At 62.7% G+C, this 22,381-nt stretch carries 20 protein-coding genes; 13 read left to right on the forward strand and 7 right to left on the reverse strand.

Annotated features, from left to right (window positions below; genetic code table 11):
• Positions 1-102 precede the first annotated feature (102 nt).
• The 3 genes from KUV41_RS07205 to KUV41_RS07215 all read right to left on the reverse strand — a co-directional run bounded on the left by KUV41_RS07205 (position 103) and on the right by KUV41_RS07215 (position 3,211).
• A complete protein-coding gene (locus KUV41_RS07205; protein ID WP_315900562.1) occupies positions 103-1,176 on the reverse strand; it encodes a LacI family DNA-binding transcriptional regulator in 1,074 nt (357 codons plus the stop codon).
• A gap of 97 nt (positions 1,177-1,273) precedes the next feature.
• Positions 1,274-2,200 carry a lysine exporter LysO family protein gene (locus KUV41_RS07210; RefSeq protein ID WP_222485285.1) on the reverse strand — a complete coding sequence of 309 codons (927 nt, stop codon included), beginning with the start codon at positions 2,198-2,200 and terminating at the stop codon, positions 1,274-1,276.
• Positions 2,201-2,527: 327 nt separating this feature from the next.
• Complete coding sequence (locus KUV41_RS07215; protein WP_206939751.1) at positions 2,528-3,211, reverse strand: hypothetical protein; 684 nt, start codon at positions 3,209-3,211, stop codon at positions 2,528-2,530.
• Between the two features lie 210 nt (positions 3,212-3,421).
• Here KUV41_RS07215 and KUV41_RS07220 point away from each other — a divergent pair, with 210 nt between their 5' ends.
• The 5 genes from KUV41_RS07220 to yghU all read left to right on the forward strand — a co-directional run bounded on the left by KUV41_RS07220 (position 3,422) and on the right by yghU (position 8,630).
• The gene (locus tag KUV41_RS07220) at positions 3,422-3,979 is read left to right on the forward strand and encodes a DJ-1/PfpI family protein (RefSeq protein WP_206939749.1); all 558 of its coding nucleotides are present in this window, start codon (positions 3,422-3,424) and stop codon (positions 3,977-3,979) included.
• Positions 3,980-4,315: 336 nt separating this feature from the next.
• A complete protein-coding gene (locus tag KUV41_RS07225; protein ID WP_222485288.1) occupies positions 4,316-4,900 on the forward strand; it encodes a TetR/AcrR family transcriptional regulator in 585 nt (194 codons plus the stop codon).
• 580 nt (positions 4,901-5,480) lie between these two features.
• Positions 5,481-6,590: an alkene reductase gene (locus tag KUV41_RS07230; protein WP_222485290.1), complete on the forward strand. Its 1,110-nt coding sequence runs from the start codon at positions 5,481-5,483 to the stop codon at positions 6,588-6,590.
• Positions 6,591-6,842: 252 nt separating this feature from the next.
• Positions 6,843-7,601, forward strand: a complete 759-nt coding sequence (locus KUV41_RS07235; RefSeq protein ID WP_206939743.1) for an SDR family oxidoreductase — start codon at positions 6,843-6,845, stop codon at positions 7,599-7,601.
• A gap of 153 nt (positions 7,602-7,754) precedes the next feature.
• Positions 7,755-8,630, forward strand: a complete 876-nt coding sequence (yghU, locus tag KUV41_RS07240; protein ID WP_222485292.1) for a glutathione-dependent disulfide-bond oxidoreductase — start codon at positions 7,755-7,757, stop codon at positions 8,628-8,630.
• 120 nt (positions 8,631-8,750) lie between these two features.
• Here yghU and KUV41_RS07245 read toward each other — a convergent pair whose 3' ends face one another.
• Together KUV41_RS07245 and KUV41_RS07250 are read right to left on the reverse strand one after the other, a co-directional pair.
• The gene (locus KUV41_RS07245; protein ID WP_222485294.1) at positions 8,751-9,695 is read right to left on the reverse strand and encodes a 2-hydroxyacid dehydrogenase; all 945 of its coding nucleotides are present in this window, start codon (positions 9,693-9,695) and stop codon (positions 8,751-8,753) included.
• A 30-nt stretch (positions 9,696-9,725) separates the two neighbouring features.
• Positions 9,726-11,156, reverse strand: coding sequence for a PLP-dependent aminotransferase family protein (locus KUV41_RS07250; protein WP_206939737.1), 1,431 nt, complete (start codon positions 11,154-11,156; stop codon positions 9,726-9,728).
• 287 nt (positions 11,157-11,443) lie between these two features.
• Between KUV41_RS07250 and doeA the strand changes: the two genes are divergently transcribed.
• The 8 genes from doeA (at position 11,444) to KUV41_RS07290 (ending at position 20,754) form a co-directional block, all read left to right on the forward strand.
• Entirely contained in the window at positions 11,444-12,643 is a 1,200-nt protein-coding gene (gene doeA / locus KUV41_RS07255; protein ID WP_222161751.1) for an ectoine hydrolase DoeA, read from the forward strand.
• A gap of 134 nt (positions 12,644-12,777) precedes the next feature.
• Positions 12,778-13,794: a N(2)-acetyl-L-2,4-diaminobutanoate deacetylase DoeB gene (gene doeB, locus KUV41_RS07260; RefSeq protein WP_206939723.1), complete on the forward strand. Its 1,017-nt coding sequence runs from the start codon at positions 12,778-12,780 to the stop codon at positions 13,792-13,794.
• Complete coding sequence (locus KUV41_RS07265) at positions 13,791-14,276, forward strand: Lrp/AsnC family transcriptional regulator (protein WP_222483530.1); 486 nt, start codon at positions 13,791-13,793, stop codon at positions 14,274-14,276. The genes doeB and KUV41_RS07265 overlap by 4 nt, the downstream gene beginning before the upstream one ends.
• Before the next feature lie 243 nt (positions 14,277-14,519).
• The gene (locus KUV41_RS07270; protein WP_206939711.1) at positions 14,520-15,989 is read left to right on the forward strand and encodes an NAD-dependent succinate-semialdehyde dehydrogenase; all 1,470 of its coding nucleotides are present in this window, start codon (positions 14,520-14,522) and stop codon (positions 15,987-15,989) included.
• 143 nt (positions 15,990-16,132) lie between these two features.
• On the forward strand, positions 16,133-17,542 hold the full coding sequence (locus KUV41_RS07275) for an aminotransferase (protein WP_206939709.1): 1,410 nt from the start codon (positions 16,133-16,135) through the stop codon (positions 17,540-17,542).
• Positions 17,543-17,673: 131 nt separating this feature from the next.
• Positions 17,674-18,693 (forward strand): hydroxyectoine utilization dehydratase EutB, encoded by a 1,020-nt coding sequence (eutB, locus tag KUV41_RS07280; protein WP_222485296.1) that lies wholly within the window; start codon positions 17,674-17,676, stop codon positions 18,691-18,693.
• A 142-nt stretch (positions 18,694-18,835) separates the two neighbouring features.
• Complete coding sequence (locus KUV41_RS07285) at positions 18,836-19,777, forward strand: cyclodeaminase (protein ID WP_222485298.1); 942 nt, start codon at positions 18,836-18,838, stop codon at positions 19,775-19,777.
• A gap of 161 nt (positions 19,778-19,938) precedes the next feature.
• The gene (locus KUV41_RS07290; protein WP_206939705.1) at positions 19,939-20,754 is read left to right on the forward strand and encodes a DUF1206 domain-containing protein; all 816 of its coding nucleotides are present in this window, start codon (positions 19,939-19,941) and stop codon (positions 20,752-20,754) included.
• Between the two features lie 19 nt (positions 20,755-20,773).
• On the opposite strand, the gene KUV41_RS07295 is transcribed toward KUV41_RS07290, so the two are convergent.
• Together KUV41_RS07295 and KUV41_RS07300 are read right to left on the reverse strand one after the other, a co-directional pair.
• Positions 20,774-21,682 carry a DMT family transporter gene (locus KUV41_RS07295; protein WP_206939703.1) on the reverse strand — a complete coding sequence of 303 codons (909 nt, stop codon included), beginning with the start codon at positions 21,680-21,682 and terminating at the stop codon, positions 20,774-20,776.
• Positions 21,679-21,831: a hypothetical protein gene (locus KUV41_RS07300; protein ID WP_222485300.1), complete on the reverse strand. Its 153-nt coding sequence runs from the start codon at positions 21,829-21,831 to the stop codon at positions 21,679-21,681. Before KUV41_RS07300 ends, KUV41_RS07295 begins: the two co-directional genes overlap by 4 nt.
• Between the last annotated feature and the right edge of the window lie 550 nt (positions 21,832-22,381).

The raw sequence follows: 22,381 nt of genomic DNA on the forward strand, positions 1-22,381 counted from the left end.
CTTGACCGTGATGACAGTGGTTCCTGCACAGCATGCCATTGCTCGGCATGAAAAGGCGTCATTAACGGTGAAACCTTTGTGCAGCTTGCCGCCGGCGGTGGTTCAGGGGCAGGTATCGCCCAGCACCAACTGGGTGGAAAGGCGCTGGTGCTGAGCGGGCTCCAGGCCGAGTACCATGCGTGCTGCGACGCGTCCTTTCTCGATGCTGTTCTGACGTACTGTAGTCAGCCGAGGTGCGCGGTACTGTCCCTCTTCGATGCCGTCAAAGCCCGTCAGGCGCAGGTCCTGCGGCACCCGGATGCCGCGTTGCTCGGCCAGGGTTAGCGCGGTCAGGGCAATTCGGTCTGACATGCACAAGAGCAGATCGGGACGCTGTTCGGCGGGAAGGTCAAGAATCTCCGCGATCACGGGGGCACATACAGCGTGAACGTTTTCATCGATGTTCCACACCGGCACGTCGTCAGGGGCTATGCCTTGCTCGGACAGCGCGCGCTGGAAGCCATCCAGTCTGGCCCGGGTGATGGTGTGGTCGGCGCTTAAATAGTCCTGTTCCTGGCTGACCCGACCAGTATGGGGCTCCACGGTCAGACGCAGACTCACAATGGCCGCGCGTTGGGGCGCGTGGGTCAGAGCGTGGCGCGCAATGGCGTAGCACGCCTGTTCATTGTCGACGTGCACGGTAGGTCGAGCGTCGATATGGAAATCGACGCCAACCAGAGGTCGTTGGGCGGGAAGTTCGTTGATCAGGCGGTCACCGGGCATCAATCCGTAGACGATAAAGCCGTCGGCCATGCTGGCGGAACCCGGGTGGCACAGCGCGTCGGCCTGGCGCGGTGAGCCCGCCTGACGCCCCGACAGCAGCAACAAGGTGTGGCCGTGGGCGTCGAGGACCTCGGTGACACCGCTGAGCAGCTCGCTGGAGACGGCGTCATTGAGGCTATAGGTAAGGGTTTCTGCCAGTACCACCGCGACGATGCGTGACTGCCCGGTGCGCAAGCTGCGCGCCCGGGCATCCGGGCCGGGGTATCCCAGGCGGCGTGCCTCGGCCAGGATATGTTCGCGCAGCGCGCGCGACAGCTGATCGGGACGGTTGAAGGCATTGGACACCGTGGCCGTCGAGACCTTGAGGCGCTGGGCCAGATCCTTCAGCGTGATAGGGCGATCGGACGTGCTCACGGTGGGATGTCCTCCGATGCAGTCGCCAGCAGGGCTGCGATGGATGATGTCGTGCCGACAGTAAGCCTGGTCCGCTGCCAGGCGCTGACGCTTGAAGCTACAGTGACACCAGAAAGAGAATCAGCGGTGGTGACAGTAGCGACAGCAGAAAGCCACTGACCACCGCAATGGGCACGCAGCGAACGCCACCGTGCTGCTGAATGACCGGCAGGGTGAAGTCCATCGAGGTGGCGCCGCCGTAGCCGATGGCCAATGGCGCATAGCGGCGCATGACCAGAGGAATCAGTACGAAGGCCAGCAGCTCTCGCGTCAAGTCGTTGAAGAAGGCGACGCCCCCGAGCGCGGGGCCTAGGTGCTCACCGATCAGAATGCCCGACAGCGAGTACCAGCCAAATCCCGAGGCCATGGCCAGCCCCTCGTTCCACTCAAGGTCGAGCAGCGGGGCCGCCGCCAGCCCACCCAGCAGCGAGCTCGTTGCCAGCGTCAAGGCGATGTAGAGACCATGTCGGTTCAACAGGATCTGCTTGAGTGGCATGCCGGAATTGCGCAGCTGGCAGCCGATCAACGCCAGCAGCAGGTACAGCACCCACTCGGCGAGGTGCTCCGCCAGCTGGAAAGGGGTCGACCCCCAGCGGCCGACCAGCAGCAGGCCGAGGACCAGGCCTGCAACGACCACCCCGACCAGCGCCAGTGAGCCAGCCATGGCGGCCAGTTTGCTGGTGGGTGCACCTTCAACGACCTGCCTTTCCCCCAGATCCAGGCGCAGTCGCCGCGACAGCCACCATAGGGCTGCCAGATTGAACAGCGAAATCACGCTGAACAGCGTCAGCGCTTGGCCGCCCATGCGCGACAGCTGGTTGCCGAGATCTGGCAAACCCGCAAGGCTGATGCCCATCAGCAGCAGGATGAGATAGATGGAGGCGCTGACGCCTCGATTGATCCAGCCAAGCACCGCAGCGCTGCGAACGGGGATCAGGTAGCCCAGTACCAGGGGCAGCAGAACGATCAACAGACCGCTAAACATGAAAGTGCATCCTTGCTTGATAGAGTGCTCGTCGGCGCTTCCCAGAGCGCAGGGAGAAAAGGAGATGGTCGGCCGGTATAAGGGGTGGCTGGATCGCTCCCATGGGTGATCCACTCGCAGCACGAAGCGCCCGGGTGATAGCCGCGGGCGCAGGTAGAGCGCTGGGACATGTCCCTCGCTACCCGCAGTGCCAACATAAAGCGCACTACTCTATGCAAATTTGGTCGGCCGGGAAAGGCGACCAAAGCGGCAGAGCGTCGTCGGTGCAAGAGAGGGGGAAGCGCCGCTGAGCGGTGGTCCGCGACCTCGGTTGGGATGGGGGGTGGGTCACGGGAGGGTGAGTGAGGTGAGTGCCAGCTCGCTGACCTGCTCGCCCCGCTTGGTATAGGTCACGCCGAGCAACAGGCCAGCAAGCTCAGGATGAAAGGTCACCACCATGTGTCGGTCGTCTTTGTCAGGGTCTGCCAGTCGAACCCTGGGCGCGTCGATAGAGCGTCCCTGCACTTCCATCCTGCGTGACGCCATGGGGGTGGCAATCAGTCGTTCCTGTTCGCCCTTGTGGTCGAGGTAGCGAAGCTCACAGGAGGGCGAGCAGCCATGCTGCTGTACCTGGCGAGACAGCTGAATCAACGCTGTCTGCCGATCAGGGGTCTGCCGCAGCTGCGGTGCATTGAGCTGGTAGCGCTTGCCGATACCTAGCAGCTTGTAGCCGCTGGCGTAACCAATGGCTTGAAGCTGTGCCCCCTGGCTCAGGAATCTCGCGCTTTCCTGACCTTCTGCAACGGCGACGCGAGCGCGCATATCACTGAGCCAATGTTCGCCCTCTGGCTGCAGACGGTGATGGACGGTGGCATCCGGCCAGCCGTCCACCGACAGGTGATAGCGAGCGTCGAAGGCCGATAGCGTCGCGGCCTGTGCCGTGACAGGCATGATCAGCAGCCACAGCAGACTGGCGCCGAGCGCCTGGCGGCAGTGGGTGACAAGTCGGCGATAGTGGAGAATAGAGGCCATGGTGTTATCCGTGCTGGCAAGTCGGGTCGCTTACTGTGGGAGGCCGATTCCGCGACAAGGTTCCGCGACGCTGGCGATGACGCGGATCAGTGGTTACGCTGCATGACAGCATGGTCAGCGTGAGGCGGGTCTGAAAAGTGCCTGCGCTCGTCGACTTTTCGGTCAATGCCTCGACCCTGCGCCGTTTCCAACGACCAAGGAGTCTGCCTTATGGCACGTTTGTTGCTGCTCGCGGGAGATTTTGTCGAAGATTATGAAATCATGGTGCCGTTCCAGGCCTTGCAGGCCATGGGGCACCGTGTCGATGCGGTCTGTCCTGACAAGAAGGAAGGCGATACGGTCAAGACGGCCATCCATGACTTCGAAGGTGACCAGACCTATACCGAAAAGCCGGGGCATCTGTTCGCGCTGAACGAGACCTTTGCCGACATCACTGTAGCAGACTACAACGGTTTGGTGATCCCAGGCGGCAGGGCGCCGGAGTATCTGCGCCTGGACGAGCGGGTACTGGAGGTAGTGCGCCACTTCGTCGACAGTGAAAAACCGGTTGCAGCCGTCTGCCATGGTGCCCAACTGTTGGCCGCCGCGGTGTCATTGTCGGGTCACCGCATCTCCGCGTACCCGGCCTGTGCGCCGGAAGTGCGCCTGGCCGGAGGAGAATTTGTCGACCTCGAGGTGACCGATGCGATCACCTGTGGCAAGTTCGTGACCGCGCCAGCCTGGCCGGCGCATCCGGAGTGGTTGCGCCAGTTCAACGCGCTGCTGTAGAACGCGCTGCTGTAGACAGCAGCGGGCGGTGGCGAGCCCCATGCTGGGGAGGAGACTCACGTGCGGGTGTCGTCGCCAATCGATTGCCGCAGGGCAAACGCCGCAAGTAAGCGTCGCAGTGAAACCCTGAAGGGTAACGATGAGGTACATCGAGGAAGCGTATCCCTATAGTGGTCGGTTCGGTGCCTCATTGTGCTGCTGGCGAGGCCATGAAGTGGGTGTTTGCTCGACGCCAAGGCCCCGTTATTCGGGCCTTGGTGGTCAGTCTGTCGGTTATCGACGGAGTCACAAGTGATGGGGTTGACGTGAGTAGACGACTGGTCTAGTGTGCGATGTATGACGACTAAAGCTCCCACCAGAGACCTGTTGATTCAGGTCGGCATGACCACCTTTGCCGAGCACGGCTATACGGCCACGGGCATCAATGCGGTGCTCAAGGCGGCAGGCGTGCCGAAGGGGTCCTTCTATCACTACTTCGCCAGCAAGGAGGCGTTCGGCCTTGCGGTCGTTGAGTCTTTCGCGGAAGAGTACGACAAGCGCTTCCAGGACTTGCTGGTGCATTCTTCTGACGAGCCCTTTGCGCGGCTGCACCGTTATTTCGCTGAAGCGCGTCAAGGCATGGCGGAATGCGGTCACTTGCGCGGCTGTCTGATTGGCACCCTGGGACAGGAGATGTCGTCCCAAAGTGACTGCTTGCGAGACGCCCTTGACGGCATTTTCAAGCGCTGGGAAAGCTACTTTGCCAGCTGCCTGAAAGAAGGGCAGCAAGCAGGCACGATTCGCAGCGATATCTCCGCAGAGGCGATGGCATCGTTCATCCTGGCGGGCTGGCAGGGTGCCATGCTCAGGGCCAAGATGATGAGGACCTGCTCGCCCATGTCGGAGTTTGAGGACACGTTGCTGGCGTGTATCAAGGCCTGAGCCGCAAGAGTAGGACCGCGTGAACCGCTTCGGCAGCATCGCGGCGACACTGCGGCAAGACGGAACAAGCGCCTGCACGAATGAGCCGCTGCATTGGGCACAGCCCTGACGCCTCGCAGATAGCGCTTAGGCCTCGGGTTTCGCGCTCTTCGGGCTTCGCGACAAGTGCGTCCGGCGACTCATTCCGCTCGTTGGACGTGTGCAGCGCTCCTGGTGCTTTTTTTTGAACGCAATCACTAATAGACTGGTCTAAAAATTTGTACAGCATGGTTGAAAATCTATTCAATAGTTGTACATTAAGTGTATTGATAGAGAGCGTCACTGGTGAGTCCCTTCCGGGATAGGCGTCAGGTTTCGACGTCAGGGCTAGTTTCCATTGCCAGCAACCAGGACGGGTCTCCAGTGCTGGCGGCCAGCGCTACTCACCTAGGCTGTCTAGCGGTGGCGTGATGGCATTGGCAGGACAGCCAACGGAATCTCTCGTCATGTGAAAACGTTGCACCAGCAACAACGGCGACCTTTTTCATTTTCTTGCCAGATCGTCACGCCAAGACGATGACCACTGATCAGGAGGCTTTGTATGAGCGCTGAACAGGATCCGCTTTTTACCCCCCAGGCACTGGGTGATATTGAACTGCCGCATCGTGTCTTGATGTCTCCGCTCACGCGCTCGCGTTCCGCGCAGCCAGGGGATATCCCTCAGCAGATGAATGTGGACTACTACCGTCAGCGCGCGGGTGCCGCTCTGATCCTGAGTGAGGCGACGCAGATTTCACCCCAGGGAAAGGGCTATGCGTTCACCCCTGGCATTCACAGCCAGGAGCAGATCGCAGGCTGGCGCAAGGTCACCGATGCGGTGCATGAGGCCGGCGGCCGTATCCATGCCCAACTGTGGCATGTCGGACGGATTTCCCATCCCGAGCTACAGCCCGGCAAGGCTGACCCGGTCGCCCCGTCGGCGATCAAGCCGGAGGGGGCCAAGACGTTTATCAGCGCTGAATCAGGCATGGTCGACGTGCCGACCCCCCGTGCGCTGGACGTTGACGAGCTGCCCGGTATCGTCGAGCAGTATCGCCAGGCCGCCATCAATGCGCGTGAGGCGGGCTTCGACGGTGTTCAGGTCCACGCTGCCAACGGTTATTTGCTCGATCAGTTTCTCAAGTCGGACAGCAACGCACGCACTGACGCCTATGGTGGCAGTGTCGAGAACCGCCTGCGCCTGCCGCTGGAAGTCGTGCGCGCCGTGGTCGACGTATGGGGCAAGGGGCGTGTCGGCGTGCGCATCAGCCCGACGGGCAGCTTCAATGACGTGCACGACCAGAAGCCTGAAGAGACCTTTCCTGCCTTCGCTGCGGCACTGGATGACGTCGGCATTGCCTACCTGGAGGTGGTCGAGGATTCCTTCCAGGGCAATCATGAGAACGGCCGTCCCGAAGCCATCATCAGCGCCATCCGTGACAGCTTCAGCGGCGTGTACATTGCCAACGGTGCCTACACCGCCAGCGAAGCGCGCGAGCGTATTGCCGCCGGCAAGACGGACCTGGTGACCTTCGGCCGCCCGTTCATCGCGAACCCGGACTTGCCTGAACGCTTCCGCCGCCATGCGCCCCTCAATGAGCCGGACTACGACACCTTCTACGGTGGCGATGAAACGGGCTACACCGACTATCCGTTTCTCGACGAACAGTGATGAAGACGGCCCCCCCGGAGAGCCGAGTCCCGCACCCCGCGGGGGTGCGGTGGCGCTTAGACACGACACCGTTAATGACACTCTTAACGGCACGCTAGATGACATTCTCAACGACAGTCTCAATGACGCATTCGGTGACGCTCTGAGGCCTTCGCGGAGCGACCCCAGACGGGCGTGCTTCGTGCATGACATGGGGCGACGGGTGTTGTTACCGAGCGTCGATGTCTTCACGGATCGATAATGGAGATCAGCATGGATATCAAGAACGTAAGTACCGACGGCATCCAGGACAAGGTTGTCATTATCACCGGTGCCAGCAGCGGTCTGGGCGAGGCGACAGCCAAGCGTCTGGCCAAGGGTGGCGCCAGGCTCGTGCTGGGGGCTCGCCGCGACGACCGCCTCAAGCGCCTGTGCGAGGAGATCAAGGCCGAAGGTGGGCAAGCCGTCTACCGGGTGACCGACGTGACCGATCGTGAGCAGGTAGAGGCCCTGGCACAGCTGGCGCGTGACGAGTTCGGGCGGATCGATGTGCTGGTCAACAATGCTGGCCTGATGCCGCTGTCGCCGCTGGACAAGCTCAAGGTAGACGAGTGGGACCAGATGGTGGACGTCAACATCAAGGGCGTGCTCTACGGCATTGCCGCCGTTCTACCCACCATGCGTGAACAGCACGAGGGCCACGTCATCAACCTGTCCTCCGTGGCGGGCCATGTGGTATTCCCGGCCGCTGCGGTCTACTGCGCGACCAAGTTCGCGGTCAAGGCGTTGACCGAAGGGCTGCGTCAGGAGTCCGGTGGCGAGATCCGGGCCACCAACATCTCCCCTGGGGCCATTGACACTGAATTGACCCAATCGATCAGCGATGATGATACGGCCAAGGGGGTCAATGAGCTTTACACCCTGGCCATCGACGCTGACGCGGTGGCTCGCGCGATTGCCTTTGCGGTGGAGCAGCCGGCCGACGTGGACGTCAATGAGCTGGTGCTGCGCCCGACCCGTCAGGAGCTGTAAGCTAGGCGGGAACATCGGCACTGAGTCAGCTGTCGGGTCATGTTGCGGCGAGGAGGGTGGCGCCGTTGCCACCCGACTCGATTTGCCGACGAACATGACGACAGCGGATCCCGGTCTGAGCGGGATGATGCCCACATCACGTGAAGGAACATCATGAGCAACGACACACAGTACCAGCCGCCGAAAGTATGGAAGTGGGAAGGCGAAAGTGGCGGTCAATTTGCCAGCATCAACCGGCCGATCGCCGGACCGACCCACGACAAGGAGCTACCGGTCGGAAAACACCCGCTGCAGCTCTACTCCCTGGCGACGCCCAATGGCGTGAAGGTCAATATCATGCTGGAGGAGTTGTTGGCGCTGGGCCATGACCAGGCGGAATACGATGCCTGGTTGATCCGCATCGGCGATGGCGACCAGTTCTCCAGCGGTTTCGTGGAGATCAACCCGAACTCGAAGATCCCGGCATTGGTGGACCACAGCACTCAGCCAGCGACGCGGGTGTTTGAGTCGGGGTCAATCCTGGTGTATCTGGCGGAGAAATTTGGCGCCTTTCTGCCCACTGACCACAAGTCCCGGACCGAGGCCATGAACTGGCTGTTCTGGCAGATGGGGTCCGCGCCATATCTGGGCGGAGGCTTCGGGCATTTCTACGCCTACGCGCCTGAGAAGTACGAGTATCCGATCAATCGCTTCACCATGGAAACCAAGCGCCAGCTGGATGTGCTGGATCGCCACCTGGCCGACCATGAATTCCTGGCGGGTGACAGCTACAGCATCGCCGACATGGCGACGTTTGCCTGGTACGGCCAGCTGGTCCTGGGCCGGCTGTACGATGCCGCCGAGTTTCTGTCGGTGCACGAGTACACCCACGTGCTGCGCTGGGCCAAGGCCATCGATGCCCGCCCCGCCGTCAAGCGTGGGCGCATGGTCAATCGCACCTTCGGCGAGCCTGCCGAGCAGCTGCACGAACGGCACGATGCCAGTGACTTCGACACGCGCACCCAGGACAAGATCGGCGGTGACAGCTGAGCAGGGACGTGATGCAAGATCGTTGATCAACGACAGCAGAAGGGCACCTCCATGAGGTGCCCTTTTTTTGCTGGTTCGCAAGGGTGTGTCAGCGATTCCAGGCCACGATGAGCGCTGCTATCAATAGCCTGCTTCGGGGTCCACGGTCTCGATCTCCTTGCCCTGGCTAAGCGCCTCGATGCTTGCGGCGACCTGGTCGAGGGCCTCGTTGAGCGGGGTAGGGCCAGCCATGTGAGGCGTCACCAGAACCCTCGGGTGGTGCCACAGCGGGCTGGAGGACGGCAAGGGTTCCACCGGGAAGGCGTCGAGCAGCGCCCCGCGCAGACGACCCTCCTGATCGTCATCGGCCGGGCCCAATGCCTGCAGTAGCGCTGCCTCGTCAATCAAGGTGCCGCGACCGGGGTTGATCAGGCTGGCACCCTGGGGCAGTAGCGCCAGGCTGCGCTGGTTGATGATGTGGTGAGTCGCAGGGGTATCTGGCAGAAGCAGCACCAGGGTGCGTGAGCGTTGCAGCGCCTGCTCCAGTCCAGCGTCTCCGTGCAGGCACTCGATATCTTCCAGCGACTTGGGCGATCGACTCCAGCCAAGCACCGGGTAGCCGTCGGCGGCGATGGTGGCGGCGACCTTGGCGCCGATGGCCCCCAATCCCAGTACGCCGACCGTCCACTCCTGCTTGTCGATGACGGCGTGTTCTCGCCACTGGGCCTGCTGCTGCTGGCGCTGATAGCGATCGAAATCCCGTTGGAAATGCAGCAGGCCATAGCGGGTGTAGTCGGCAATCAACTCGCCCATGCCCGCATCGCGCAGCTTGACGATCGGGACATCTCGGGGCAGGGCCGGGTTATTCAGCAAGGCATCGACCCCAGCCCCCAGGTTGATGATGCCCTTGAGGCCGGAGCACTCCCGCATCAGCGTCTCATCCGGTTTCCAGGCGGCCAGGTAGTCGGCCTCGGCGCGCTGCTGTCGATCCGTGTCTTGGCTCTTCCAGATGGTCGCGCCGGGTAGCCGTTCGCTCAATGCGCGCTGCCACTGGTCTGCCTGGTCGGTATGTACGATAACTTTCATGGACAGTCCTCTGCGGGCGGTAGGTCGGGTCTAGTAGACAATCTGCATCATGGGTGGCGGGGCGTCATCCAGCAGCTGCGCCAGGCGCCTGAGGCCTTCCTCCAGGCGCTCGATATCCGGCTCGGCGCCAAGGCTCAGACGCACCCGTCGCGGGGCCGGAGTCTGCTCTACCATGAAGGGCGTGGCCGTGGTGATCGCCACGCCTTCCTGTTCGGCCAGTTGCTGCAGTTCCTCCGCGCGCCAGCTTCCCGGTAGCGATAGCCACACATGCAGGCTGGTGGGGCGAGAGGCGCGGCCATGCTCCGCCAGCAGGCGGGCGGCCAAGCGCTGGCGTTCGGCCAGCAGATCCCGTTGATGAGCCGCCATCTGATCCACGCTGCCGTCCTCCAGCCAAGCATTGGCCACTTCAAAGCACAGTGGCGTGGCCATCCAGGAGGTCGCGCGCAGGCGTGGCAGCGTATGGTGAAGCTGGCTGCGCGGTACGGTCAGATATCCTGCGCGCAGTCCCGGCATGGTGGCCTTGGTCAGGCTGGTGACATGAAACCCTTGGGTGGGGATGCGCGCGCTGACCGGGGCCAGGGGTTGGGGCTCAAGCAACGCGTGAACGTCATCTTCGATCAGCCAGACCCCATGCCGCTCGAGGATCGCGGCAATGTCGTCCCGACGGGCCTCGCCCTGAGTCGCTCCGGTAGGGTTGAGCTGGCTTGATGTCAGGCACACGGCGCGAGGCTTGAAGCGGCGACAGGCGGCATCCAGTGCCTCCGGCACCATGCCCTGACCATCGATGGCGACGCCTCTCAGCTGGAAGCCAAGTGTTCGCGACAGGGCGATCAGTCCATGGTCGGTGAGGGCTTCGGTCAGCACCAGATCACCGTGTTGCACCACGCTGGAAATGGCCAGCATGATGCCGTGAGCGCCACCGTTGGTGAGGATGCGGTCGTCCGGCTCGCCAGGCATCCCCAGCCGCTCGTTCAGCCACCAGCTGGCCAGCTCGCGTTGATGAGGGAGTCCAGCAATCGGGCGGCACGCGGCAAACACGTCAGGATGCGCCGTGTCAGCCAGTTCCCGCAGGCTGTCACGAAAGCGCTGATGATGGGCGGGAGGACACACCGGATGAGCAATCGACAGGTCAATCAATGCCTGTTCCGAGCGGGGCTCACCTGCGCGCAGATAGGCGGACTCGCGATTGTCGTCCAGCGCATTGATCCAGGTGCCGCTGCCGACCCTGGCCTGGACCAGGCCCATTTTTTCGGCCTGTGCATAGGCGCGAGATACCGTTTGTACGCTGACGCCAATGTGCTCTGCCAATCTTCGGTGGGGCGGCAAGCGAGTGCCCGGCATAAGCTCACCAGAGCGTATGCCTCGGGACAGCGCCCGAGCAATGGCCAGGTACTTTGGCTGGCCGTCGTCGGGAAGCCCATCGATCAGGGCAGCGAGTTGGCCGAGTAGATCAATTGTCATGATGCAATAAAGCCTTTGACCGGGAGCTTATACGTAGTGCTAGTATCAGCAAGACGGCATTGATCAGTCATTGTCATGACGCTTCATGACGATTGTCATGACAATTCTTTCCTCCGCACGCTACAGGGGAAGCAATGCCGCATCAAGCAGACATTGAACGAAAGCGGCGAGGCCCCAGGCCCATCTTCGGCAGCGGTTGACGCCGGTTCGTTCAAGGCATCTGCAAGGGCGCGCCGGGCCTCTAGTTGCCCGGTTTTCGGTGATGACATTGTTTGGCGAGTGGTTTCATGATTCAGGTATCCCTGCCGTTCACTCGTGAGGAATACGCTCAGCGCCTGCAGAAGGTGCGTGCCGAGATGGCGATGCGAGGCATCGATGTGCTGATCGTCAGCGACCCGTCCAACATGGCCTGGCTGACGGGCTACGATGGCTGGTCCTTTTACGTACATCAGTGCGTCTTGCTGGGGCTCGAGGGCGAGCCCGTGTGGTACGGCCGGCGTCAGGACAGCAACGGTGCGCTGCGCACCTGCTGGATGGATCCGGACAACATCACCTATTACCCCGACTATTACGTCCAGAACCCCGACATGCACCCCATGGAGTATCTGGCGCAGTCGATCATGCCTGACCGGGCATGGTGTGAAGGGGTGGTCGGCATGGAGATGGACAATTACTACTTCTCCGCCAAGGCCTATCAGAGTCTGGTCAAGGAACTGCCCCACGCGCGTTTTCAGGATGCCAATGCACTGGTCAACTGGTGCCGAGCGATCAAGTCTCCGCGTGAGATCGAGTACATGCGGGTGGCGGCGCGTATCGTCGAGGGCATGCACTCGCGCATCCTCGAGATGATCGAGCCGGGGCTGGCCAAGTCCAAGCTGGTGTCGGAAATCTATCGTGTCGGCATTGAAGGCTGGACCGACAGCACCGGTCAGGTCTATGGCGGTGACTATCCGGCCATCGTCCCGCTGCTGCCGACGGGCAGTGATGCCGCGGCACCGCACCTGACCTGGGACGACACTCCCTTCCGCGAGGGGGAAGGCACCTTTTTCGAGATTGCCGGCTGCTACAAGCGCTACCACTGCCCGCTGTCGCGCACGGTGTTTCTGGGCAAGCCGCCCAAGGAGTTCGTGCGCGGTGAGTCGGCCTTGCTGGAAGGTATCGAAAACGGTCTTGCGGTGGCCAAGCCGGGCAATCGTACCGCCGATATTGCTCTGGCGCTCGGCGCGGCGATGGACAAGTACGGCTTTGACCGGGGGGGCGCCCGCTGCGGATACCCCATCGGTATCAGCTATCCCCCGGACTGGGGCGAGCGTACCATGAGCCTGCGCCCGTCTGACGACACCATCCTCGAACCGGGCATGACCTTCCACTTCATGCCGGGCATGTGGATGGATGACTGGGGGCTTGAGATTACCGAAAGCATCCTGATCACCGAAAACGGGGCCGAGCCCCTGGCCGACTTCCCGCGTCAGCTATTCGTCAAGTAGGCGTTTCCCCTGGCCGCTGCGGCGCTGCTGTCCCGTTGCCATGACAGGACCACAGCGCCGGATGCGATCTCACCATAATCCGGTGCCCATGACGGCATCGACATGCTTTCCGCAGATTCTGTTCTGGAGTTCCCATGAGCAAGCGCAAGAGCCCGATTTCCGCGACCGTCGATTTCGACGCCCAGGGCGTTCAGCACGGTTTTCTCAAACTGCCGATTTCCAACGACGAGTCGGCCTGGGGAGCGGTGATGATTCCGGTGACGGTGGTGGCCAATGGCGAGGGTCCCACGGCGCTGTTGACCGGTGGCAACCATGGTGATGAGTACGAGGGCATTACGGCGCTGCAGAAACTCTCGGTATCGCTCAAGCCGGAAGAGGTGCAGGGGAGGGTGATCATCGTACCGATGATGAACACGCCAGCAGCCCAGGTAGGACGACGCACCTCACCGATGGATGGCGGGAACCTCAATCGCAGCTTTCCGGGAGACCCCGACGGCAGCGTCACGGAAAAGATCGCCGACTATTTCACTCGCGAAATGGTGCCGATGGCCGATATCGTGCTGGACCTGCATTCTGGCGGCCGCACCCTCGATATCATTCCGTTTGGTGCATCCCATGTGCTCGACAACCCCGAGCAGCAGCGTCAGGCGCTGGAAGGCGCCAAGGCCTTTGGCGCTCCTTACGCCATGATGATGTTCGAACTCGATGCAGCGGCCCTGTTCGATACGGTGGTGGAAAGTCAGGGCAAGGTCTTCATCGCGACCGAGCTGGGTGGCGGTGGCACCTCGACCCCCGAGAGCCTCGCCATCACCGAGCGCGGCATCGACAATATCTTGATTCACTTCGGCTTGAAGCAGGGTGAGGTAGCGATGCCCGAGACCCAGGTCTATCTCGATATGCCGGATGCCAGCTGCTACGTGCAGAGTGAACACACCGGGCTACTCGAACTGACCCACGCCCTCGGCGACAGCGTTCAACGCGGTGATGTGATTGCAAGGGTGTATGACATGACGCGCAGCGGTGCCAAGCCCATCGAGTATCGGGCCGAACGCGATGGCATCCTGGCGGCCCGTCGCTTTCCGGCACAGGTCAACATGGGGGACACCATTGCGGTGATCGCGGAAGTGGTGGAATCCCTGGGCGAGTCATGAAACTTGACCGTTACGATCTCAAGATACTGTCCATCCTGTCCCAGGACGGGCGCATCACCAAGTCGCGGCTGGCCGAAGCCATCAACCTCTCGGTCAGCCCCTGCTGGGAGCGGGTGAGGCGTCTGGAGAAGGCCGGCGTCATCGAAGGCTATTGCGCCAGAATCAATGCCGCCGCATTGGTTCGGCGCACCCCCGTATGGGTGCAGATCGAGCTCAAGGCCCATAACGCCGAGAGCTTCCAGCGGTTCGAGGCCTTGGTTCATGCGACCGACGAGGTGACGGAATGTGTGGCCGTCGGTGGAGGGGTCGACTACTTGATCAAGGTCGAGACCGAGACCATCGACGCCTATCAGCGATTGATCGATGACTGGCTGACGTCGGACATCGGGATCGAGCGCTATTTCACCTACATCGTGACCAAGCAGGTCAAGGCGCCGCGCCAGGGGGTCGATATCGATGCCCTGAACAGCAGCGCTACTTGAGGCTCGAGCCGGGCCTCGTCAGGGGCCTGCCTGGGTCATCGGTTTGCACAAACCTGCATGGCAGAAAAAACCTCGATGTAGCGAGTCGGGACAAAAAAAATGCCATCTTCCAGCGGCGGCTTCAAAAAGTCCGTCCCTGGTATCTCCCTTACCATGACGTCATTGCGTGGCGCCTGCCATGGCATTGATACAGGTGTTCCGTCCCCCTGATGAGACGACGGAACCGACTAGGGAGGTAGCGTCATGAAGCTCAGCGATCCGCGTCTGTTTCGTCAGTATGCCTACATCGGTGGCAAGTGGACCCACGGTGATGAAGGCCGCGAAGAAGCGGTGATCAACCCCGCCAATGGTGAGGTGATCGGTCATATCCCGCTGCTCGAGCCGGCCCAGATCCGTCGTAGTGTGGACGTGGCCGACGAGGCCTTCGCCCAGTGGCGAGCCCTGCGCGCCGACGAGCGCTGTGAACGTCTGCTGGCGTGGTACGACTTGCTGCAGCAGCATCGCGAAGATCTGGCGACGATCATGACGCTCGAGCAGGGCAAGCCGCTGCCCGATGCGCGTGGAGAAGTGGAGTACGGGGCAAGCTTCGTGCGCTGGTTCGCCGAGGAGGGCAAGCGAACCTACGGCGAGACGATTCCCAGCCACATTCCCAACGCGGCGCTGGGGACGATCAAGGAGCCGGTCGGCATTGCGCTGCTGATCACGCCATGGAATTTTCCGCTGGCGATGATCACCCGCAAGGCAGCAGCAGCCATGGCGGCGGGGTGCCCGGTGATCGTCAAGCCGGCCAACGAGACGCCGTTCTCTGCGTTGGCCCTGGCGGAGCTGGCCGAGCGTGCCGGAATCCCGGCGGGCATCTTCAATGTGGTGCTGGGGGATGCCGCCCAGGTGTCATCGCTGCTGTGCGCCGAGGACCGGGTCAAGGCGGTGTCCTTCACCGGCTCCACCCGTGTGGGGCGGCTGTTGCTGGAGCAATCCGCGCCGACGGTCAAGCGGGTGTCGATGGAGCTCGGCGGTAACGCGCCCTTCATCGTGGGCCCGGACATGGACCCCAAGGAAGCGGCCCTGGCCGCCGTGGCGGCCAAGTTCCAGACCGCGGGGCAGGACTGCCTGGCGGCCAACCGGATCCTGGTTCACGAGTCGATCCACGACGCCTTCGTGGCGCACTTTAGCGAGCGTATGGCCGCCTTGACCGTGGGCGACGGGATGCTCAGCGAAGTGGACCTGGGGCCGCTGATTCACCGCCGGGCGGTGGAAAACGCCCGTGCCACCGTGGACGACGCCGTCTCCCGCGGTGCCACCCTGGTCGCCGGGGATCAGACGGATGCTCCGGGAGAGAACTTCTTCATGCCGGTGCTGCTCACAGGCGTGACCCAGGACATGAAAGTATGGCGTCAGGAGTGTTTTGCTCCGGTGGCGGGCGTGACGGCTTACCGCGATGACGATGAGGTGATCGCTCTGGCCAATGACACCGAGTACGGCCTGGCCGCCTATGTCTACACCCATGACATCAGGCGGATCTGGAAACTGCTGCGCGCCCTGGAGTTCGGCATGGTGTCGGTGAACTCGGTCAAGATGACCGGTCCTCCCGTGCCGTTTGGGGGCGTCAAGCAGTCGGGCCTGGGACGCGAAGGTGGCGCCACCGGTATCGATGAATATCTGGAAACCAAGTACTACTGCCTCGGCGCACTGGGCTCGGTCTCTGGCAGCTAGATGACAGCCTGCGGTGATGGACGACATGACCGCGGCAGGACGGTCGGCCCTTAGCAGGTACGGGCCGACATTGATGACGAAACCGCTGATCCGTTCTCTCGGCGAGAGCGTGAAGCGCTACGGGCAAGAAACAAGGAAACCACATGAGCACCCATCAGGACCTGATCGATCGCGACCGCAAGGTCACCTTTCACGCCTCGACGCACCTGCGTGACTTCGCCCATGGCGACGCGCCTGGCCGCGTCATCACCGGCGGCAAGGGCATTCACATCGTCGACAAGGACGGCCGCGAATTCATCGACGGTTTTGCCGGGCTCTACTGCGTCAACATCGGCTATGGCCGCACCGAAGTCGCCGAGGCCATTTACCAGCAGGCGCTGGAGATGTCCTACTATCACACCTACGTTGGTCACTCCAATGAGCCTCAGATCGCCCTGTCCGAGCAGATTCTGAAGCTGGCGGGTCCCGGCATGTCCAAGGTCTACTATGGCCTGGGCGGCAGCGATGCCAACGAGACCCAGCTGAAGCTGGTGCGCTACTACAACAACGTTCTGGGCCGCCCGCAGAAGAAGAAGGTCATCTCGCGCCAGCGTGGCTATCACGGCTCCGGCCTGGCCACCGGCTCGCTGACCGGTCTGAAGGCGTTCCATGATCAGTTCGACCTGCCCATGGCCGGAGTGCTGCACACCGAGGCACCCCATTACTACCAGCGCAGTGCCGAGCAGGCCGGCATGAGCGAGCGCGAGTTCTCCGCCTATTGTGCCGAGAAGCTCGAGGAGATGATTCTGGCGGAAGGTCCCGACACCGTGGCGGCCTTCATTGGTGAGCCGGTGCTCGGCACCGGCGGCATCGTGCCTCCGCCCGAAGGATACTGGGACGCCATCCAGGCGGTGCTGGCGAAGTACGACATCCTGCTGATCGCCGATGAAGTGGTCTGTGGCTTTGGCCGTATCGGCGCCGATTTCGGCAGCCACGCCTATGGCATCAAGCCCGACCTGATCACCATCGCCAAGGGCCTGACCAGTGCCTATCAGCCCTTGTCCGGAGTGATCGTGGGGGATCGCGTGTGGCAAGTGCTTGAGCAAGGTACCAGCGAGCTGGGCCCGATCGGTCACGGTTGGACCTATTCCGGCCACGCTCTGGGGTGTGCTGCAGCTCTGGCCAACCTGGCGATCATCGAGCGTGAGAACCTGACCGGCAACGCGCGTGATACCGGCGCCTACCTGCAGAGCCGCATGCAGGCGGTGTTCGGCGATCATCCCATCGTCGGTGAGGCCCGTGGGGTGGGCATGCTGGCGGCACTGGAATTTGCCGTGGATCCTGAATCCCGCCAGGCCTTCGACGCGAGCCACAAGGTGGGCCCACGGATCGCCGCCGCGGCGCTCGAGGAGAACCTGATTGCTCGTGCCATGCCGCAGGGTGACATCCTCGGGTTTGCGCCGCCGCTGACCACTACCCGCGCCGAGGTCGATGAAATTGTCGCCCGTGCCGAGCGTGCCGTGAACAAGGTCACCGATCAGCTGGTCAAGGAAGGCGTTCTGCAGACCGCCTGACGTCAGCGCTGATCTGCGGTGTGTGACATGGGGTCGTCTCCTTGAGGGAGGCGGCCCCTGTCGGTTTTTACGCGGCGGCGGGGGCGCTGGAGGACGGTCGCCTTCGTCGCGCGCCATAAAAGGAGACAGCCATGCAAGCCTCCACGTGCTCTGCCCATGGCGTGAGCCTGGACGAGATCTTCAAGGCCCGACACCGGATTGCCGGCCAGGTGACACGTACACCGCTGGTGTTGTCGCGACCGCTGTCCGAACGCTTTGACGCTGAGGTGTATCTCAAGCTCGAAACCTTGCAGCCCACCGGCGCGTTCAAGCTGCGCGGTGCCACCAACATGATCGCCGCGCTGCTGGAGCGAGATGGACGCGATGCCCTGGCACGTGGCGTGACCACTGCCTCCACCGGCAACCATGGGCGTGCGGTCGCCTATGCGGCGTCGCGTCTCGGGGTACCCGCCGTGATCTGCCTGTCGCGATTGGTGCCGGCTAACAAGGTCGCCGCTATCGAGGCCCTGGGCGCCCAGGTTCGACAGGTGGGAGCCAGCCAGGATGAGGCCTTCATGGAGGTGGCGCGCTTGGTGGAGCAAGAGGGCATGACGCTGATCCCTCCCTTTGATGCCCCCCTTATCGCGGCGGGTCAGGGCACCATCGGGATCGAGCTGCTGGAAGACCTGCCCGAGCTTGACCGAGTGATCGTGGGGCTGTCCGGTGGAGGACTGCTGGGAGGCATTGGGGCCGCTATCAAGGGCGTGCGTCCTGCTGCCAGCGTCAGCGGTGTCAGCCTGGCCGAGGGGGCCGCCATGCATGCCAGCCTCACGGCGGGCTATCCGGTAGAGGTGGACGAGGTCGAGAGCCTGGGAGACTCCCTGGGTGGCGGTATCGGCTTGGACAATCGCTGCACCTTCGAGCTGGTCAAACAGGTGATGGACGACCATTGCCAAGTGTCGGAGCGCGCTATCGCCCAGGCCATGGTGGACCTGCTCGAGCACGACAAGATCCTGGTCGAAGGGGCCGCCGCTGTCGGTTTGGCGGCCATGGCGCAGGGCCATCTGGACGTTCGCGGAGAGCGCGTTGTGCTGGTACTTTCCGGCAATGGCGTTTCGCTGGATACCCTTGACCAGGCGCGCCGGTGTGCGGCCGATGGCCCTCGCGGCTGAGGCGCGCACTTGAGGCGCGCACTTGAGGCGCGCACTTGAGGCCCGCACTTGAGACCAAGGCTGGATCCAGCGTCCGCCTCAGGACTTTCTTCACAGGGCACCGACAGGTGACAGGTGTCCTATCCATGACAAGGAGCCATGCATGCAGCTCTTCAACCGCGAACAGATTCGTCAGGCTGTCGCTATCGACCATCACGCCCTGACAGCCGTCGAAGAGGGCTTCGCCGCGCTGGGGCGAGGCGAGGTGGTGCAGCCGCCGATCCTGTCCATGGCCATTGAGGAGGCCAATGGCGAGGTGGACGTCAAGACCGCCCATATTCGTGGTCACGACCGCTTTGCGATCAAGGTCAGCCCGGGGTTCTTCGACAACCCCAAGATAGGCCTGCCGAGCCTGAATGGTCTGATGATGGTGTTCTCGGCCCGCACCGGTCTGGTCGATGCGGTGCTGTTCGATGAGGGCTATCTGACGATGGTGCGCACCGCCTTGGCGGGCGCCATCGCTGCCAAGTACCTGTCCCGTGACTCCAGTCGCCGGGTCACCGTGTTGGGAGCCGGGGAGCAGGCCATCCGGCAGGTCGAGGCACTGCGGCTGGTACGTGACATCGAGATCGTCGATGTATGGTCTCGGCGTGGGTCGGCTGCCGAGGAGTACGCCGAGACCATGCGTGGGGCGGGGCTTACCGTGAACGTCCATGGCAGTGTGCGTGAGGCCTGCGCGATGGCCGACATCATCGTCACTACCACGCCTTCCCAGGCACCGATTCTGGAGGCCGCCGACCTGCCCGAAGGGGTGCATGTGACCGCCATGGGGTCGGACAGTTCGGATAAGCGGGAGTTGGCCGAAAGCGTACTGACGCGTGCCGACGCCTTTGTCTGTGACACCCGCGCCCAGAGCGAGTCCAACGGCGAGCTGAAGGCGTTTCATGGACGTGAGGTGCCGTTCAAGGTGCATGAACTGGGCCAGGTCATTGCGCGTGGGGATCGTCTGCGCCTGTCCGATGCCACCATTACCGTGTGTGACCTCACCGGGACGGGCGTGCAGGATACGGCCATTGCCGCCCATGCCCTGAATCGGCTGGGCTAGCGGCTCATCGCCAGAACGTCAGGGCGGTGATGGCCAAGTTTGCCAATAACAGGCCGAATCAGGACGATTCCAGACGCTGGGGGAGGCTGCGCTGCCAATCGTTTTTGCTGAAACGAGATTTTTTGCGGAGGATAGAGGGGTCTTGAGTGTCTGGAGCTGTCATGCCCTCTCTACCTGCGCCTCTACGTCATCGGCGTAGATGGATCGTCATCCTGGCGCGACTTGGCTATACCGCCAAGGGCGTTGTCTATCTGCTGATCGGAATCCTGGCCGCGCTGGGGGCGGTGGGACTGGGCGGTGACAATGTCGGCACCAAGGAAGCCCTGGCTCATCTGGCGCGGCAACCGTTTGGCTCGCTGATGCTGGCGGCACTGGTGGCGGGTCTCTATGCCTATGCCGCCTGGCGTGGCTTGCAGGGACTGTTCGATGTGGAGAATCGTGGCCGTAGTCTGAAGGCCCTGGGCACACGGGCGGCGCTGGTGATCAGCGGACTCATCTACGCCAGTCTAGGCTGGTACGGGCTTGAGCTGCTGGATGATCCTCACGAGACCACGGGAGGGGCCGAGGAGCGAACAGCGATGCTGATGTCCCACCCTGGCGGTCTCTGGCTGGTAGCCGCACTGGGCCTGATCTTTATCGGTGTTGGCGTGCGCCAGTCTTGGCGTGCGTTGACCGCCAGCTACCTGGAGCGCTGGCGACGACAGGACATGAGCAAGCGCCAGAAAGACCTCGCGTCAGGGCTCAGCCGCTGGGGCCTGGCCGCTCGCGGCGTGGTTTTCGCACTGATCGGAGGCTTTCTGCTGGCTGCTGCCTGGCAGGCCGACCCAGGCCAGGCCGAGGGGCTGGGTGGGGCCTTGGATGCTCTGGCCGCCCAGCCCTTTGGCCCATGGTGGTTGGCCGCGGTGGCAGGAGGACTGCTCAATTACGGCACCTACTGTGTGATCAATGCTCGCTTCCGACAGGTGAAGGTGGACTGATGCGCCCGGTGCCGGCGCATCACCTGCCGCGCTTGGCACGGATCGTCAGCGCCACCCCGGCGATGGCGATGACCATGCCGGCCAGGGATAGCGCCGGCAGGCCTTCATCGAAGAGCCACCAGGCCTCGACCGCGGTCACCGGCGGAACCAGGTAGAACAGGCTGGCGACCCGGGAAGCTTCTCCGCGCTTGATCAGCAGCATCAACAGCAGAATGGCCGCGATCGACAGCACCAGCACCAGCCAGCCAAGGGTCAGGACAAAGGTCAGTGTCCACTCGACCTCGCGGCTTTCCAGCAGCAGGCAACCCCCACCGAGCAGCGCCAGCGCGCCCAGATATTGCACCACGCTGCCCCCGAGCAGAGGCATGCCGGTGCAAAAGCGCTTCTGGTACAGCGTTCCCAGCGCGATACCCAGCAGCGCGACCAGCGTACAGGCCAGCGCAGGCCAGCCGAACCCGTCGAAGGACAGGGCCGACAGGTCCATCTTGCCGCCCAGCACCAGGCTGACGCCTGCCAGCCCCATCACGAGCCCCAGCCATTGCACCGGTGTGAGCCTCTCGCCAAGCAATGGGCCCGCCAGTGCCGCCGTCAGCAGCGGCTGCAGGCCCACCAGTAAAGAGGCTAGCCCCGCCGGCATACCCAGACTGATGGCATAGAACACGCCGCCTAGATAGGCCCCATGGACGAGGCACCCCGATACGGCGACGTGCCCCCACAGACGCAGCCCCCGTGGCCATGCCGATCGAGTGAGCAACACAATCGGCACCAGCAGCGCCAGGGTGGCGATGAAGCGGATGGTTAGAAAGGTGAAGGGCTCGGCGTAGGGCAGGCCGAATTTGGCACCGATGAAGCCGGTACTCCACAGCAGTACGAAGACCAACGGCATGGCTGCTGTCAGTCCGCCAGGCAGCGTCTTCGTGCTGCTCATGGGTGCGTCTCGGAGCACACGTCAGGCGCTGTGGTGGCGGCGACGGTGGCCGCGACGGTGGCGAATTCAGTGGCGCATGAAGTGGTGGATGCAGTGGTCAGTAAGGGCAGCAATACCGGCGACTGCCGAGAAGACAGGATCCGTTCCATGGAGAGGCTCCTTTGCGATAAGCCAGGGCCCAGAGGTGCGAGCCGTGAAAGCAGAGCCCATGATGCCTGAAAAGACGGCCGGGCTGGAGCTGCCGATGTCCCGTCGCTGTCGTGCTTTGGTCGTAGGTCGAGACGTCGCCAGATGATTGGTCAGACCATGATTTGGGTTGTTTTTACGGGTTTTTTTGCCTCTATGGGCACTGGTCAGACCAATCGGAGAAGGCACTTGCGTTGAAACACTGCGTTGGCCGTATTAGTGCTTTTCGCTAGCTTTTTTTCGACGACAGCCGTCCCGCGACAGGTGTGTGCTCTAGTGAATCAGGGCTCCGTTCCATCAGGGCTTTAGGAGCAAAGCGGTGAGCCGGCATATGGCTGCGCAGCAGCTCGAGCCGCACATCACCCAAGCTCTGATGCCGCATCGCTGGGGAAATACCTGCAGTCAGGTGGCGGATGTCTGCGCATGGACGCGTGCAGGGCCTGGGTCCCATCCGGGAACGCCTGCGGTAGTCAATGCTGACGCCATGGATCGACAACAACAACGCACCTGGCA

The organism is Halomonas sp. DP8Y7-1, from assembly GCF_019801685.1.
GTDB lineage: Bacteria > Pseudomonadota > Gammaproteobacteria > Pseudomonadales > Halomonadaceae > Halomonas > Halomonas litopenaei_A.

What these genes read in the sequence shown, in the direction of transcription:
- KUV41_RS07210 (WP_222485285.1), bottom strand. Translation starts at nt 2,200, where the DNA reads ATGTTTAGCGGTCTGTTGATCGTTCTGCTGCCCCTGGTACTGGGCTAC.
- KUV41_RS07215 (WP_206939751.1), bottom strand. Translation starts at nt 3,211, where the DNA reads ATGGCCTCTATTCTCCACTATCGCCGACTTGTCACCCACTGCCGCCAG.
- KUV41_RS07220 (WP_206939749.1), top strand. Translation starts at nt 3,422, where the DNA reads ATGGCACGTTTGTTGCTGCTCGCGGGAGATTTTGTCGAAGATTATGAA.
- KUV41_RS07225 (WP_222485288.1), top strand. Translation starts at nt 4,316, where the DNA reads ATGACGACTAAAGCTCCCACCAGAGACCTGTTGATTCAGGTCGGCATG.
- KUV41_RS07230 (WP_222485290.1), top strand. Translation starts at nt 5,481, where the DNA reads ATGAGCGCTGAACAGGATCCGCTTTTTACCCCCCAGGCACTGGGTGAT.
- KUV41_RS07235 (WP_206939743.1), top strand. Translation starts at nt 6,843, where the DNA reads ATGGATATCAAGAACGTAAGTACCGACGGCATCCAGGACAAGGTTGTC.
- yghU (WP_222485292.1), top strand. Translation starts at nt 7,755, where the DNA reads ATGAGCAACGACACACAGTACCAGCCGCCGAAAGTATGGAAGTGGGAA.
- KUV41_RS07245 (WP_222485294.1), bottom strand. Translation starts at nt 9,695, where the DNA reads ATGAAAGTTATCGTACATACCGACCAGGCAGACCAGTGGCAGCGCGCA.
- KUV41_RS07250 (WP_206939737.1), bottom strand. Translation starts at nt 11,156, where the DNA reads ATGACAATTGATCTACTCGGCCAACTCGCTGCCCTGATCGATGGGCTT.
- doeA (WP_222161751.1), top strand. Translation starts at nt 11,444, where the DNA reads ATGATTCAGGTATCCCTGCCGTTCACTCGTGAGGAATACGCTCAGCGC.
- doeB (WP_206939723.1), top strand. Translation starts at nt 12,778, where the DNA reads ATGAGCAAGCGCAAGAGCCCGATTTCCGCGACCGTCGATTTCGACGCC.
- KUV41_RS07265 (WP_222483530.1), top strand. Translation starts at nt 13,791, where the DNA reads ATGAAACTTGACCGTTACGATCTCAAGATACTGTCCATCCTGTCCCAG.
- KUV41_RS07270 (WP_206939711.1), top strand. Translation starts at nt 14,520, where the DNA reads ATGAAGCTCAGCGATCCGCGTCTGTTTCGTCAGTATGCCTACATCGGT.
- KUV41_RS07275 (WP_206939709.1), top strand. Translation starts at nt 16,133, where the DNA reads ATGAGCACCCATCAGGACCTGATCGATCGCGACCGCAAGGTCACCTTT.
- eutB (WP_222485296.1), top strand. Translation starts at nt 17,674, where the DNA reads ATGCAAGCCTCCACGTGCTCTGCCCATGGCGTGAGCCTGGACGAGATC.
- KUV41_RS07285 (WP_222485298.1), top strand. Translation starts at nt 18,836, where the DNA reads ATGCAGCTCTTCAACCGCGAACAGATTCGTCAGGCTGTCGCTATCGAC.
- KUV41_RS07290 (WP_206939705.1), top strand. Translation starts at nt 19,939, where the DNA reads ATGCCCTCTCTACCTGCGCCTCTACGTCATCGGCGTAGATGGATCGTC.
- KUV41_RS07295 (WP_206939703.1), bottom strand. Translation starts at nt 21,682, where the DNA reads ATGAGCAGCACGAAGACGCTGCCTGGCGGACTGACAGCAGCCATGCCG.
- KUV41_RS07300 (WP_222485300.1), bottom strand. Translation starts at nt 21,831, where the DNA reads ATGGAACGGATCCTGTCTTCTCGGCAGTCGCCGGTATTGCTGCCCTTA.